At 37.4% G+C, this 15,638-nt stretch carries 8 protein-coding genes; 5 read left to right on the top strand and 3 right to left on the bottom strand.

All coding sequences use genetic code 11. From position 1 onward, the window contains the following. Positions 1-5 precede the first annotated feature (5 nt). Positions 6-3,497, bottom strand: a complete 3,492-nt coding sequence (locus SKM54_RS02990) for a hybrid sensor histidine kinase/response regulator (protein ID WP_248102359.1) — start codon at positions 3,495-3,497, stop codon at positions 6-8. A gap of 182 nt (positions 3,498-3,679) precedes the next feature. On the opposite strand from SKM54_RS02990, the gene SKM54_RS02985 reads away from it, so the two are divergent. From SKM54_RS02985 to SKM54_RS02975, 3 genes are all read left to right on the top strand, one after another. After that, on the top strand, positions 3,680-4,012 hold the full coding sequence (locus SKM54_RS02985; protein WP_154772611.1) for a DUF485 domain-containing protein: 333 nt from the start codon (positions 3,680-3,682) through the stop codon (positions 4,010-4,012). A gap of 1 nt (position 4,013) precedes the next feature. Beyond that, positions 4,014-5,723 carry a cation acetate symporter gene (locus SKM54_RS02980; RefSeq protein WP_248102356.1) on the top strand — a complete coding sequence of 570 codons (1,710 nt, stop codon included), beginning with the start codon at positions 4,014-4,016 and terminating at the stop codon, positions 5,721-5,723. Between the two features lie 250 nt (positions 5,724-5,973). Next, positions 5,974-7,947: a BCCT family transporter gene (locus SKM54_RS02975; protein ID WP_321093955.1), complete on the top strand. Its 1,974-nt coding sequence runs from the start codon at positions 5,974-5,976 to the stop codon at positions 7,945-7,947. A 49-nt stretch (positions 7,948-7,996) separates the two neighbouring features. Here the strand turns inward: SKM54_RS02975 and omp33-36 are convergent, their stop codons facing one another. Then, positions 7,997-8,872, bottom strand: a complete 876-nt coding sequence (gene omp33-36, locus SKM54_RS02970; protein WP_321094123.1) for a porin Omp33-36 — start codon at positions 8,870-8,872, stop codon at positions 7,997-7,999. Positions 8,873-9,860: 988 nt separating this feature from the next. On the opposite strand from omp33-36, the gene SKM54_RS02965 reads away from it, so the two are divergent. Beyond that, complete coding sequence (locus SKM54_RS02965) at positions 9,861-11,567, top strand: GGDEF domain-containing protein (protein ID WP_321093952.1); 1,707 nt, start codon at positions 9,861-9,863, stop codon at positions 11,565-11,567. A gap of 104 nt (positions 11,568-11,671) precedes the next feature. Next, positions 11,672-12,511 carry an OXA-1258 family class D beta-lactamase OXA-1262 gene (locus SKM54_RS02960; protein ID WP_321093950.1) on the top strand — a complete coding sequence of 280 codons (840 nt, stop codon included), beginning with the start codon at positions 11,672-11,674 and terminating at the stop codon, positions 12,509-12,511. Positions 12,512-12,708: 197 nt separating this feature from the next. Here SKM54_RS02960 and uvrA read toward each other — a convergent pair whose 3' ends face one another. Beyond that, positions 12,709-15,540: an excinuclease ABC subunit UvrA gene (gene uvrA / locus SKM54_RS02955; protein ID WP_321093948.1), complete on the bottom strand. Its 2,832-nt coding sequence runs from the start codon at positions 15,538-15,540 to the stop codon at positions 12,709-12,711. Positions 15,541-15,638 lie beyond the last annotated feature (98 nt).

Raw genomic sequence — 15,638 nt, 5'->3', positions numbered from 1 at the left:
AAATTTTAAGATTTGCTAATTTTTAAGCCAGATAACCATGAGCGTAAAGAAGCAGGCTTTAACGGTTTTCTGAGCAAAATAATATTAAGTTCTTTTAACTTTTGAGGAAGTTCAGGATCAGAATCTGCGGTAATAAGCGCAACAGGTGTATTTTCTGGACGATGTTCCAAAATAAAATCTAAACCGACTTTATCGTTATTCAAATGCTGATCGACCAACCAAACCTGAATATTTTCACGTTGAATAATTTCAGCGGCTTGTTCAGGTTCGGTCGCTTTAAAGACCTGATAACCCCATTTGGTGAGTAGTGTTGTCATACCTTCCAAAATTGCTTCATCATTATCTAAACATAAAATTTTATAGGCTTTTGACTGTAAAGGGATTGCCTGAGTTGGTGTGGCAATCACTTTTGGTGGCTCAACAATAGGCACTTCAATCATGAAGCAAGAGCCTTTTCCATAAGTTGAATAAACATGGATAGGATAATTCAGCAGACTTGTCATACGATGCACAATAGCAAGACCTAAGCCCAAACCTTGTTCACCCCATGGCGATGTATGACCACAACGCTCGAACTCTTGGAAAAGTTTAATACGTTGTTCTTCTGCAATGCCGGGTCCTGTATCCCAAACACCAATTCGAATATGATTTGGTCTTTCGGCAGAACGCAAAATTCCAACAACAACACGTCCTTTTGCTGTGTAGCGTAGCGCATTACTTACAAAGTTTTGAATAATACGACGAATCCATTGCGGATCTGTATCTATCCAGAATTGAGCGTCATGTACGCTGAATTTAATATTACGTTGTGCAGCAATTGATTTAAATTGAAGCTCTAAATCACTTAATAAATCATGCAATGGATACGATTGACGTTTCGGCTGAATGGTTCCACCTTCTAAACGTGCAATATCTAATAATGCAGACAACATACTTTCTGCACCATGTAAGGCACGATCAAGCTGTTGTAGTGTTTTCCGATCATCATCACATTGCACGCTTTGCTCTAAAGCTGTACTAAATAAACGTGCTGCATGCATAGGTTGTAATAAGTCGTGACTTGCCGCTGCAATAAATCGGCTTTTCGACATATTGGCTTGGTCTGCTTGTTCTCGTGCAAGTTGTTGCTCGGAAAGAGCATTTGCTAATTGTTGGGTACGATCTTGTACACGACCTTCAAGCACAGCCTCATTTTCACGGAATGCGGTAATATCTGCGAAGGTTGTAACGAAACCACCACCTTCAATTGGATTGCCACGCATTTGAATTACGCGACCATCTTTACGAATACGTTCAAATTCGTGTGCGCTACCAACACGCATCCAATGCATACGTTTACGTACATGCTCTTCAACTGAACCAGGACCGCATTCACCACGCTCTGCGTTATAACGAATCAGGTCTGAAATAGGGCAACCTACATAAACAATATCTCTTGGATAATCGAATAGTTTTAAATATTGATTATTCCATGCAACTAAACACATATTGGCATCGACCACGCTCACACCTTGAGTCATGTGATCGATCATTGTCATAATTAAATTTTGATTAAAACGTTGCCATTGAGATGCTTGGTCAAGAATATTTGCAACTTGTCCCAAAGCTAAACCATTATTTACCATTGCTGTAGTTAGTAATGTTCGAGCAGACGCTGCGCCAATTGTTCCTGCTAAATATTGTTCTGTGAAGCGCCACCACATACCATTAGCACTGCTATTTTCATTTAGTTCTAGATTGTTTAGTGTACAAAATTGTTCAAATGCCTTAATTGTTGGTTCATCACCGGTAATGCGTTTTGCAAGGGTAATTAAGTCACGAACTTTTAAACGAGCAACATCTTGATGAGAGAAATTTGTTTCGTTATTTGTATTTTGAGATGGTAGTGGTTTAGTTTCATAATAAAAGAAGCTTTCTGCCTGAATTTGTTCTGCAACACTTGGGCGGAAAATTCGAGAGATCCAAATATATAAAATTAAATTTAATCCTAAGGACCAAAGTACACCATGTGTAAGAGGGGCTAAAGATTGGAAACCTAACAATGCTTCTGGACGTAACCAAGTAATTCCTGCAGGTCCATAATTTAAAAAATAATGTGAAAAATCCAGGAAGCTGTCAGGTAAGCTTCTTAAAATAGTAGGGAGTAATAATGTATATGCCCAAATAATAAAGCCTGTAATTAAACCTGCATAAACACCTTGTTTACTGCCTCCACGCCAATAAAGACCACCAATTAAAGCAGGTGCAAATTGTGCTACAGCACTAAATGCCAATAAGCCAAATACTGAAAGTTGGTCGATATCATTAAAGAAATGGAAGAATAAAAAGCCAAGTAACATTACAACTAAAATGCACACGCGACGTGTAAATTTAAGTACTAAAGGTAGACGTTTATCATGACGAGAGAAGATTTTAAAACGCCATAATGCAGGCATAATTAAGTCATTACTGAGCATGATAGATAAGGCTACGGAAGAAACTAGCAACATTCCTGTAGATGCTGAAAACCCACCTAAAAATGCGAGTAATGTGAGCCAATCTTGCTCATAGCTTAACGGTAAAGACAAAACTGCAATATCTGGAATAGCAAGATAATGCGGAGCAGCATGCATTGCCCAACTTGCAATAGGAACAATTGCAATAGTGGTTAAAATTAAATAAACAGCAAACCAACGTCTTGCACCTCGAATATGATTTTCATCTCGAAGTTCGACCACAGCAACGTGGAATTGGCGTGGTAAACAAATAATTGCAAGTGCTGCAAGTAAGGTTTGAACCCAGAAAGTATCGGGCACACCATACATTTTTATTTCACCAAAAGTACGTGAAACATCTCGTGAAATTTGATGAATATTTTCAGGTGAATCAAATATAAAGAAGCATGCAACAGCAAGTAAAGCAAAAAGCTTAACAAAAGATTCGAATGCTACCGCCAACATTAAACCGCCATGTTGTTCTGTGTTGGCAATTTGTCGTGTGCCAAAAATCATAGCCAAAATAGCAAGAACACTAGTAAGGAATAACACGCTATTTGTTGCGCTTGTTACACCTGCTGTAGGCTCTAAAATGACTGCTGCACTAAGTGCAATAGCACGAAGTTGTAGTGCTAAATAGGGAATAACAGCAATAACGGCAAGTATGGTTACAAGCGATGCAAGCGCACCAGTTTTTCCGTAACGAGCTGCAATAAAATCGGCAATAGATGAAATAGCGTGGTGTTGTCTAACTCTGCCTAAACGTCGCCAAATGTCATAACCTAAAGCAACAAAAAGTAAGGGACCTAAGTAAATAGGAAGGAAGAGAATGCCTTCTCTTACGGCTGCACCAGTAGCACCGTAAAATGTCCAAGATGAACAATAAACGCCTAAAGTTAGACTGAATAGAAACATTCGACCGCGAGTACTTAAACGACTTGCGTGTTTTTCTCCAAAAAATGCACACAAAAAAAGTAATGCGATATAAAGGGCGAGCACCCCAATAATTAGCCAGCTATTCATATTGCTCACAGCAGAAAATCTATAGGCTCATCATACTCTATTCGTGTACTTATCAGTTTAAATTGATCATTTTTTAACGACCAAAGTCTAAATTACAAGCAGTATTAAACATTGTTAAGTTGCATAGTGAAAATTCGAATTAAAAATGTGTCCATGGTTGGGCAATTATAGGAGTTGGTTTAATGGATGATAAACAAGTAGAACGTATTCTACAAAATCCAAAATTTAAAGAAATGGTCAGTAAAAAAAGTACATTAAGTTGGACTTTAACTGCCATTATGTTGTTTGTATATGTAGGCTTCATGTTGTTAGTAGGCTATAACAAAGAATTTCTTCATAGTTCACTTTCTGGTGGTGTTACAACTTGGGGTATTCCTCTAGGTTTAAGCATCATTGTATTGTCATTTTTATTATGTGGTGTTTATTCATATATCGCGAACAATAAATTAGATCAATTAAATGAAGATGCAATGCGTGAAGTTGAAGCAATTGCTCATGAAAAAGGACAAAATTAAGATGAAATGGAATTCACTTAAAGCACTTGTCGCATCAACGGCATTCATGTCTGGAATGGCTTTTGCAGGTCCAGATTTAGGTGCAGCGGAACAGCAAGCAACAAACTGGCCAGCAATTATCATGTTCATGATTTTTGTTGGTGCAACATTATTTATTACCAAGTGGGCTGCAAAGCAAACAACCAATACCAATGACTTCTATACAGCAGGCGGTGGTATTTCTGGTTTCCAAAATGGTTTGGCAATTGCTGGTGACTATATGTCAGCTGCGTCATTCCTTGGTATTTCTGCCATGGTATTTATGTCAGGCTTTGACGGCTTACTCTACTCACTAGGTTTCATGGTGGGTTGGCCAATTGTATTGTTCTTAATTGCAGAACGTTTACGTAACTTAGGTAAATTCAACTTATCTGACGTTGTGTCTTTCCGTTTAGCAGAAAAGCCAGTACGTACTTTAGCTGCAGTAAGCTCATTAGTTGTAGTGGCATTCTACTTAATCGCTCAGATGGTAGGTGCTGGTCAGCTTATTAAGTTACTTTTCGGCTTGAACTATAATATTGCTGTTGTAATTGTGGGTTTACTCATGATGGCATACGTAATGTTTGGTGGTATGTTGGCAACAACTTGGGTGCAAATCATCAAAGCGGTGATGTTGCTTTCAGGCGCAACTTTCATGGCATTTATGGTAATGAAAGGTGTTGGCTTCAGCTTCACTGAAATGTTCACTCAAGCTATTCAAGTATTCTCAAAAGTTCATGATGTGACTTTGGATCAAGCTGGCGCAATTATGGGTCCTGGTAAGCTTGCTGCAAATCCAGTTGATGCAATTTCGTTAGGTCTTGCATTGATGTTTGGTACAGCGGGTCTTCCACACATTCTTATGCGTTTCTTTACAGTAAAAGATGCGAAAGAAGCTCGTAAATCTGTAGTTGTTGCAACAGGCTTTATTGGTTACTTCTACCTATTAACATTCATCATTGGTTTTGGTGCGATTCTTTATGTATCGAACAACCCACAATTCCTTGATGTTGCTAAAATGGCGGTTACAGGCAAGTTAGAACTTGTTGGTGGTAACAACATGGCTGCGGTTCACTTGTCTGATGCATTAGGCGGTGACTTGTTCATGGGCTTCATTTCAGCAGTAGCATTCGCAACAATTCTTGCGGTTGTAGCTGGTTTGACGTTGTCTGGTGCTTCTGCAATTTCACATGACTTGTATGCAAACGTATTCAAAAAAGGTCAAACAACTCCTGAATCTGAACTTCGTATGTCAAAAATTGCGACTTTAGGTCTAGCAATTTTCGCAATGATTCTAGGTATTTTGTTCGAAAAACAAAACGTTGCATTCATGGTTGGTTTAGCATTCTCTGTAGCTGCATGTGCGAACTTCCCAGTTCTAGTACTATCAATGTTCTGGAAAGGTTTAACTACACGTGGTGCCGTAATTGGTGGTGTTGTAGGCTTAGTATTAGCAGTAGTATTAATTGTATTATCTAAAGCAGTTTGGGTAGATACATTGGGTATTTCTGATACACCTATTAACCCATACAATGGTCCTGCATTGTTCGCTATGCCATTATCATTCTTCTGCTGCTGGTTGTTCTCTGTGACTGATAATTCAGCACAAGCACAAGCAGAACGCAAAGCGTTTGATGCACAGTATGTACGTTCACAAACTGGTGTTGGTATCTCAGGCGCATCTGATCACTAAGATAAGATTGCCTAAATAAAAAGCCCCGAAAGGGGTTTTTTATTGTCTAAAAATTTGTGTTGATCATCCAATAATTAAAAAAAGTTGTGTTAACAATAAATGAACAGTTGTCTAACAGCTTTATTTTTAACAGTAATTTATCATTTTATTCTGCTTTAAATATTAAGCATGCGCTTTATTCACTTGTCGTGAATGTCTTTTTGACTCTTAAGGTCTGTCTGTTTTTATAAATAATTAAGATGAGGGGAATATGCCTTCCGAAAAATTAGCATGGTATGAAAATATCAATCCCAATGTTTTTGTTAGCACAGTGGCAATTATTGGATTATTTTTAATTGTCGTTTTGCTCGCTCCAAATTCATTTGATTTGGTCACAAAGCATCTGAATCAGTGGGTCACAGATTCCTTTAGCTGGTTTTATGTTTTATCTGTCGCAATATTTTTGATATTACTCATTTATATTGCCATTTCAGATATGGGTAAAATTAAGCTTGGTTTAGATCATAGCCAACCTACTTATAGTAACAGTTCATGGTTTGCTATGTTATTTACCGCAGGTATGGGTATTGGCTTAATGTTCTTTGGCGTTGCAGAACCTGTTATGCACTATGTATCTCCACCAATAGGAGATGCAGAAACGATTCAAGCTGCACAACAAGCCATGCAAGTAACCTTCTTTCATTGGGGCTTACATGCTTGGGCAATTTATACCATTGTTGGTTTATCGCTTGCTTACTTTGCTTACAGACATAATTTACCTTTAAAAATTCGTTCTGCTTTATATCCATTAATTGGTAAGAAAATTTATGGACCAATTGGAGATGGGGTAGATACCTTTGCCACAATTGGTACGGTCTTTGGTGTAGCGACAACCTTAGGTTTTGGTGTAACCCAAATTAACTCGGGCCTTAATTATTTATTTGGTATAGAGCAATCTTCTATCACACAAGTAATTTTGATTATAGTGGTTAGTATCATGGCATCTTTATCTGTATTTTTAGGACTAGATAAAGGTATTAAACGTCTTTCAGAATTAAATTTAGTTTTAGCTTTGGTACTTTTACTTTTTGTTTTCTTCGCAAGTTCGACTATTTATTTATTACAGACAACAATTCAAAACGCAGGACAGTACGTTTCCAATCTATTTAACATGACCTTTAATTTGTATGCTTACCAACCGAATGGATGGATCGGTGGTTGGACAATTATGTACTGGGCATGGTGGATTTCATGGTCGCCATTTGTAGGAATGTTCATTGCGCGTGTATCGAAAGGGCGAACTATTCGTGAATTTATTGTTGGGGTGCTATTTATTCCAACAGGCTTCACTTTAATTTGGATGGGCTTTATGGGAAATGCTGCATTAAACAGCATTTTAAATGAAGCTAATACAACGCTTGTTACAGCAGTTCAAAATGATTCATCTGTAGCGCTATTTGAGTTTTTAAATACATTACCTTTTTCAGGTGTAATGAGTTTAATTGCGACGTTATTGGTCATCCTATTTTTTGTGACTTCAGCCGATTCAGGCGCATTGGTTACAGATTATTTAACTGCGAAATCTGAAAACTCACCCACTTGGCAACGTCTATTTTGGACTGTGCTCATGGCATTCTTGGCAATTGTCTTGCTATTGAATGGTGGTTTAAGCGCTTTGCAATCTGCGACTATGCTAAGTGCATTGCCATTCACTTTTATTATGCTGTTTATATGTTGGGGCTTAGTCAAAGCATTACGTTTAGATGCAATTAAAATGCAAGCCTTACAAACTGCTCGTATTACACCTCGTGCCATTCAAAACCCAAGAAGTTGGCAACAACGTTTAGGCTTGATTATGCATTATCCGCATACTCAGCAAGAGGTGGAGGCTTATATTCAAGATGTTGTGAAAAAAGCCTTCTTAAGCGTTCAAAAAGAACTTAAACGCCGTAAATTAGATATCAGCATTAAAGATGTAGACGATGGTTTGCAATTGCGTGTGAATCACCACGATGAAATCAATTTTGTTTATCAAGTTATTTCACGTGAAACATCTACACCAAGCTTTATGGCAGAACCGCAAGCTGAAGACTGTCAAAACTATCAAGCTGAAGTTTTCTTAAGAGAAGGTGGACAAAATTATGATGTGATGGATTGGACGGTTGAAGATTTAATTCAAGACATTATTGATCAATACGAACGTCACTTACATTTTTTAAGTTTGGTTCGAACCGAACAGCCATAAAAAAAGGACGCTTATGCGTCCTTTTTTTATACTCAGAATCTAATTTAAATTAGAAACGGAATTTAGCATTTAAGCCAACAGTTTGAGTGTCACGTGTTGAATTTTCAGCATTAGCATTTACGTAAGTTGCACCAACTGCTACAGCAGGAGTGATGAAGTAGTTTACGTTGGCGCCCCAAGCTGATTTAGCGTCTAAGTCAGCACTTGTTTCAACATAAGAAGCACCAACGCTTAACTGGTTGTTAAGGTAAAGTGTAGTACCTAAGTTGTAAGTAGTATCTTCGCCATAAACTAAGCCAGCATCAAAACCGATAGACATGTTTGTACCATCGATAGCACCTACGTATTTAGTACGTGCAGTGATTGCATCTTGGTCGTCAGCGATTGTGCCAGATTCAATTGCAGCTTTAGCAACACCATTTGAAAGGATGTTGAAAGCATCGTAAGACGCTTGGTCTGCAACGCTAGTGTAACCAACAGCAACTAAGAAGTTAGGAGCTACAACAGCACCTAGTTCTAATGCATAACGGTCGCCATTGTCATCGTTTTGGCCAGTTTTGCTATCAGAAATAGTGTGGCTATAAGACGCGCTTGCGTATGCAGGAACAAGTTTAGTTGGAATATAAGCTTCAGCTTTAGCACCGTAAGTGTGGTTTACAGTACGGTTGCCAGCTTCTTTATATTCACCGTAGTTATACGCTAAAGAAACGTTTGATGCTTGATTCAAGAATGCAGCTTCAGCTAAAGGACCTTTAGAAGAATCAACATTATTGAAGTAGTAAGTACCCTGAACAGCGCCAGTGAAGTCATTTTGGTTAGCAGTATTGTCGATGAATTCTGATTGACCTTGTACTTCAAATTGGTACGCTTGAGCGCCGGTCATTGCTAATAATAATGCAGTGGCTAAACCGAGTTTTTTCATGATAGTTACCAGTTTTATTAAAAAAAGTAAAAGCGGTTGCCATTGTATTGTAACAAATTATGAAGTCAATGAAGTTAAGTAACAGAACGTTATCATTAAATTTAGATATTTAAATTTGTTTGAAAAATAAGCAATTAAATATTTCTTTGTCAACCTCTAAAAAAAATTTGTATTACAACAATCTAAGAGTAATTTTTGTTCAGGAAAAGGTTTTTATTGATGAATATGCTTATTGGAATAATAGATCGATTGGTTATATTTTATCTAAATATAGGTTAATCAATACAGATACTATTTTTAATATATTTTTGAATAATATTGAAATTTTATTTAATAAGTATGAAAAATTAGACTATAAATCTACTTTACATATCACATAATATGGTGAATAATAATTACTGAAAACCAACCAAACCAGTTGGCTTTATTGGTTTGTAATTTGAATTGGATTTCAATTAAGTGTGAAAAATTAACTTAATTCTCCACGAATATAGTTTTTATCCGCCCAGCTTTCCCCAAGGTTGGGCTTTTTTTTAATGAGTTAATTGGTTGCACCAAAATAGTGCTTAAAAGTGACTTGGAAACATGATTTCCGTAAAAAAGAGCATAAAAAAACCAGTTTTCTTAGAAAACTGGTTTTTTTATCGCCAAAAATTGCGGGAAAACTTATAAATCTGCTGAGGAATTTATTAACTTGCCCTAATGGGGTGCATTATGCACTCAATTGATGCAAGTGTAAATATTCAGTGCATTTTTTATCAATATTGTTTGGTAAATATTATGCAAGTGAATAAAAATTGTTTATTTAAATAGCGAAAAATGAATTAATTTTATACAAAATGTTGAAAATATAATCGGATTAAGCAATTCAGTACATCGAAATTTTAAGGTTAAATAATATATGCTTATTTATAACAAGTGTATATTATATAGGCTTTATTTTAGGGTTCGTTATTTGACCCTTACGCATACGCACTAAGGGTAAGCTCTAATGAATCAAAAACTGCGTTCGGAGCATATTAGACATAAACTATTTTGGTCGATGAGTGTCATTATTGCTTCATTACTCATTATTTCTGTGCCATTAACAGTAAATAGTTATTTTAGTTATAAAAAATCTGAACTAGCATTGTCTGAAATTTTAGTTTTGCAAAATGTTGCTGAGCTTGCCAATAATGTGTCGAGAGAGCGAGCACCTTCAAATAAGGTGATGTCGAGTACACCAGAAGAATTAGAAGCCAATTTAAAAGAACTTACAGAATATAGAAAAAAAGTTGATCGTCAAATACAGAAGACAGTTTATGTCTTAAATAGTCATGGTTTTCCTGACCAATCTGAAGCGCTATATATCAATTTAATTAAAAGACTTGAAACTGGGCGAAAAGCGGTAGATGAATATGTTGAAACACCTGTTTCAATACGAAGTGCAGAGCAGTTAGATCAGGCAATTAAAAAGATGTTTGTTGCTTGGGATGCTACCCATGTCGTATTAAAAGATGTGGTTTATCATTCTGTTGGTCGTACATCGAGTATTTCAGATAATTATACTTTAGTGCTTTTACTTGCAGATTTAAGAGATCAAGCTGGACGTGTAGCATCTACAATTATGGCAGCAGTTTCTTATCAGCAACCTATATCTGAAAATAATATTTCTCGCTCGCTACAAAACCAATATCAAGTACATTATTTATGGGATTTAATTAATACTCTGCAACCTGCGGAACAGCGCACTGAAGAATATTTAGATTTACATAAAAAAGTTCAAGCTGAGTTCATTAATAAGGGTATACCTGTTGTTGCAGGATTAGTTCAAGAAAGTCGACAGAATAAACCTTATTCACTTACAGGAACTGAATTAACAAAGGCTATGGTTGAAAAGTTCGCAACTGTTGTTGATTTACAAAGCTATATATTAAAGCGCAGCTTATCTTCAGTCGAGCGAAGTTATAAAAAAGAATTTAGAAAGTTTATTTTTACCTTAACTGTTTCAGCAATTTCATTATTTTCAGCATTATTTACTTTAATTTATGCACGGAAAAAAGTATTTACCCCACTCATTGAAGCAAGACAAAAAATTCTAGAGCTTTCGGAATCGCATCAGTCTATTTCTCATAAAATTATGGAAAATAAGCGTGAAATTTCATTGTTTGAGGCTATTCAGAAATTACAAACAATGTTGCAACAACGAGATATTTTAGAATTTCAATTACGAAATATTGCGAATACAGATGTTTTGACAGGTGTTTCGAATCGTTTGGCATTAAATGAATATATTCGTTTACTCGAGTTAAGACCTGAACGTTTAACGCAAACAGGTTTAATTATTATAGATATTGATGACTTTAAAATTGTGAACGATCGCTTCGGGCACATTATTGGTGATCAAGTGATTAAATTTGTCGCTGATACTTTAAAAGAACATTTAACATCGTCTGAGCTTGTTGTACGTTATGGTGGTGATGAATTCTTAATTATTATTGATAATACTAATTTTAAAGATGCATTAATTTTGGCAGAAAATATCCGTCAATCTATTGGTCGATCTGATTGTTATATCAAAGAGTTAAATGAGTTCGTAGGTATTTCTGTGAGTGCTGGTGTTGCGGTAGGTGCAGTCTCGTGGATGGCTTTATTAGAACGTGCAGATAAATCATTATTAAAAGTGAAAACTCAGGGTAAAAATGCTGTTTTGGGATAAGCCGAAACAGCTCTTAATCTCCGTTTATTTATAAATATACGAAAACTTAATGGTATTTTTTCTGCACCTGATTCAATCTAGTTTTATTTATCTTATTTTTTAATATGAAATTATTTCAATATTGTGCTGTGATGCTTTTCAGCATGGGGCTTATGGCATGTGTGCCATCTCAAATTCAAAACCATCAACCTGTCACATCTCATTTAAGTGTTGTGAATCCTGCTTTAAAAATTCAGGTTTTATTTAAAGAGGTACATGCAGATGCTGTTTTTGTGACTTTCGATGGGACAAAACTCAATGCATATGGCACACATTTGAACCGTGCCGATACTGCTTATATTCCTGCATCAACGTTTAAAATCGTAAATGCGCTTATTGGTTTGCAACATGGAAAAGCCAATACTCAAGAAGTTTTTAAATGGGATGGAAAGCCTAAATTTATTAAGTCTTGGGAACGTGACATGACTTTGGCAGAGGCAATGCAAGCATCTGCTGTGCCAGTTTATCAAACTTTGGCGCGTCGAACGGGTTTGCCTTTAATGCAAAAGGAGTTGGAGCGAATTGGTTATGGCAATATGCAAGTGGGTGCACAGGTCGATCAGTTTTGGTTGAAAGGTCCATTAACCATTACCCCAAATGAACAAGTGCAATTTTTATATCAACTTGGTAAAGGGCAGTTGGCGTTTAAACCTGAAGTTCAGCAAAAAGTGAAAGAAATGTTGTATGTGGAGCGCAGAGGGGAGAATCGTTTATATGCGAAAAGTGGTTGGGGAATGGATGTTGATCCCCAAGTGGGTTGGTATGTAGGTTTTGTTGAAAAGGCAGATGGTCAGGTTGTAAGTTTTGCTTTGAATATGCAAATGAAAGATGGTGATGATGTAAATTTACGGAAGCAACTGACTTTAGATGCGTTAGATAAGTTGGGTGTTTTTCATTATTTGTAAGAGTTAAGAGTTAAGAGTTTGGGGATAGTCTACTTTCTACATTTTGAATGTTTGTTGAAAACCACATTATTTCCCGAAATAAAAAACGGTGAATGAATCACCGTTTTAGCATAATAATTTATTATTTTGAATCCTCCCTAACCCTCCTTTGAAAAAGGAGGGAATGCTCCTCTTTTTTAAAAAGAGGCTAAGGGAGATTACTTCAACATCGCCTTTAAGAATCGAGCAGTATGCGAAAGCTTATTTTTCACAACTTCTTCAGGTGTACCCTCTGCAATAATCATACCGCCACCAGCACCACCTTCAGGACCTAAATCTACAATCCAATCGGCAGTTTTAATCACATCCAAATTATGTTCAATTACCACAATCGTATTACCCTTATTACGAAGCTCATGAAGAATATCAAGCAATTTCGCAATATCGTGGAAATGCAAACCTGTGGTTGGCTCATCTAGCACATATAAGGTTTTACCTGTATCTCGTTTAGCAAGTTCACGCGCCAATTTCACACGCTGCGCCTCACCACCTGACAGCGTAGTCGCAGATTGACCTAAGCGGATATAGCCCAAACCAACTTGGTTCAATGTTTCTAAACGACGGTGAATCACAGGAATGGCATCAAAGAAATGCATTGCATCTTCAACGGTCATCTCTAAAACATCGGAAATATTTTTGCCTTTATAACCAACTTCCAAAGTTTCACGATTATAGCGTTTGCCATGACACGCATCGCAAGGCACATACATATCGGGTAAGAAGTGCATTGCAACCTTAATCATACCATCGCCTTCGCAGGCCTCACAACGACCACCTTTCACGTTAAACGAGAAACGACCTGCGGCATAGCCACGTGCTTTTGCTTCAGGTGTTTGTGCAAATAATTCACGAATAGGTGTAAACAAACCTGTATACGTTGCAGGGTTTGAACGAGGCGTGCGACCAATTGGGCTTTGGTCAATATCAACCACTTTATCTAAAAATTGTAGACCATCAATAGAATCGAATTTTTCAGCAGTGAGTGTTGTTGCACCATTCAATTGCGTTGCAGCAAGCGGTAAAAGTGTACGGTTAATTAAGGTCGATTTACCTGAACCCGAAACACCTGTTACACAAGTCATAATGCCTAAAGGAATGGCTAAATCTACATTCTTTAAGTTATGACCTGCCGCGCCCATCAACTTAATTTGCTCTTCAGGTTTTGGCGGTTGTACACGAACTTTAGGCACTTCAATTTTTAACTTGCCCGATAAATATTGCCCTGTAAGCGATTTCGGATTGGCAAGAATTTCATCATACGTACCTTCGGCAATCACGTGACCACCATGAATACCTGCACCAGGACCAATATCAATAATATGATCGGCAGCACGAATGGCGTCTTCATCGTGTTCCACAACTAAAACGGTGTTGCCTAAATCACGTAAACGCACAAGGGTTTCTAGCAAGCGGTCGTTATCACGTTGATGTAAACCAATAGAGGGTTCATCGAGCACGTACATGACGCCCATTAAGCCTGCGCCAATTTGCGATGCCAAACGAATACGCTGTGCTTCACCACCTGAAAGGGTTTCGGCAGAACGTGAAAGACTTAAATAGTTCAAACCAACAGATACTAAGAAATGCAAACGTTCACGAATTTCTTTAAAAATCTTATCGCCAATTTCGCCTTTGGCACCTTCAAGCTGAACGTCTTGATAGTAATTTTCAGCGTCGCCTATCGACATCTTAGTAATTTGGGCGATGGTTTTATCTAAGATTTTTACATTACGTGAGATTTCATTTAAACGTGAACCATCACAAACGTCACATGCTGCATTTGAAAGATATTGTGCTAAATCTTCACGGACATAATTACTTTCTGTTTCACGGTAACGACGTTCTAAATGTGGCAAAATTCCTTCAAAAGCTTGCACACGTTTATGTGAACGACCACGCTCATCGATATAACTTAAATCTACTTTTTCTTTGCCTGTACCATATAAAAATTTCTTTTTGGTATCTGCATCAAGTTCATTCCAAGGCGTATCTACAGAAAAACCAAAATGATCGGCAACTTTTTGAATCATGGTGTAGTAATAAGGACGTTGTCTGTCCCAACCACGAATTGCACCTTGGCTAATAGAAACTTCTGGGTTTGGAATGAGTTTGTCTGAACTAAAATGGCTACGTGTGCCTAAGCCATCGCAAGTAGGGCAGGCACCAAATGGATTGTTGAACGAGAACAAGCGTGGTTCTAATTCGCCAACAGCACGGTCGCATTCTGGGCATGAATGTTTTGCAGAGAAAGTACGATCTGTTTGTTCGCCTTTCATCCAAGATAAAATGGCAATATCACCACCTAAACGTAGTGCTGTTTCAAAACTTTCTGCAATTCGATTGCCCAAATCGTCACGAACTTTAAAACGATCTACAACAACTTCAATGGTGTGTTTTTTCTTTTTATCGAGTTCTGGAATTGGGTCAATATCCATGACTTCGCCATCGACACGTGCACGCACAAAACCTTGGCTTTGTAATTGTTCGAATAAGTTGGTGTATTCACCTTTACGATCTCGCACAACAGGCGCAAGCAACATCAGTGCTGTACCTTCTTCAAGTGCTTTTACCGCATCGACCATTTCCGAAATAGTTTGCGCGACCATCGGCAAGTCATGTTCAGGGCAGTAAGGCGTACCCACACGTGCATATAAAAGACGTAAATAATCATAAATTTCTGTAATTGTTCCCACAGTTGAACGTGGGTTATGACTTGTCGATTTTTGTTCAATGGCAATAGCAGGGCTTAAACCTTCAATAGAGTCGACTTCAGGTTTTTCCATTTGCGATAAGAACTGACGTGCGTAAGCAGAAAGTGATTCAACATAACGACGTTGACCTTCGGCATATAAAGTATCGAATGCTAAAGATGATTTCCCTGAGCCTGATAGTCCCGTGATTACCACAAACTTGTCGCGTGGAATATCGAGAGACACATTTTTTAAATTGTGTGTGCGTGCGCCTCGAATACGGATATGACTTTGGCTCATAAATATTTCTCAATTTTTAGGTGCGTGGAAAGGTGTATATGATAGCGCATGAAAAATGTTCAAGTGCAAAATAAAGTAATTTAAACGTCAAATTATGA

This window comes from Acinetobacter faecalis (assembly GCF_034187745.1).
Lineage (GTDB): Bacteria > Pseudomonadota > Gammaproteobacteria > Pseudomonadales > Moraxellaceae > Acinetobacter > Acinetobacter faecalis.
This window is presented reverse-complemented; position numbering and strand designations above follow the sequence as displayed.

Excerpts from the sequence above, each read along its gene's own strand:
- uvrA (WP_321093948.1), bottom strand. The coding sequence starts at position 15,540 with ATGAGCCAAAGTCATATCCGTATTCGAGGCGCACGCACACACAATTTA.
- SKM54_RS02965 (WP_321093952.1), top strand. The coding sequence starts at position 9,861 with ATGAATCAAAAACTGCGTTCGGAGCATATTAGACATAAACTATTTTGG.
- SKM54_RS02980 (WP_248102356.1), top strand. The coding sequence starts at position 4,014 with ATGAAATGGAATTCACTTAAAGCACTTGTCGCATCAACGGCATTCATG.
- SKM54_RS02985 (WP_154772611.1), top strand. The coding sequence starts at position 3,680 with ATGGATGATAAACAAGTAGAACGTATTCTACAAAATCCAAAATTTAAA.
- SKM54_RS02990 (WP_248102359.1), bottom strand. The coding sequence starts at position 3,497 with ATGAATAGCTGGCTAATTATTGGGGTGCTCGCCCTTTATATCGCATTA.
- SKM54_RS02960 (WP_321093950.1), top strand. The coding sequence starts at position 11,672 with ATGAAATTATTTCAATATTGTGCTGTGATGCTTTTCAGCATGGGGCTT.
- SKM54_RS02975 (WP_321093955.1), top strand. The coding sequence starts at position 5,974 with ATGCCTTCCGAAAAATTAGCATGGTATGAAAATATCAATCCCAATGTT.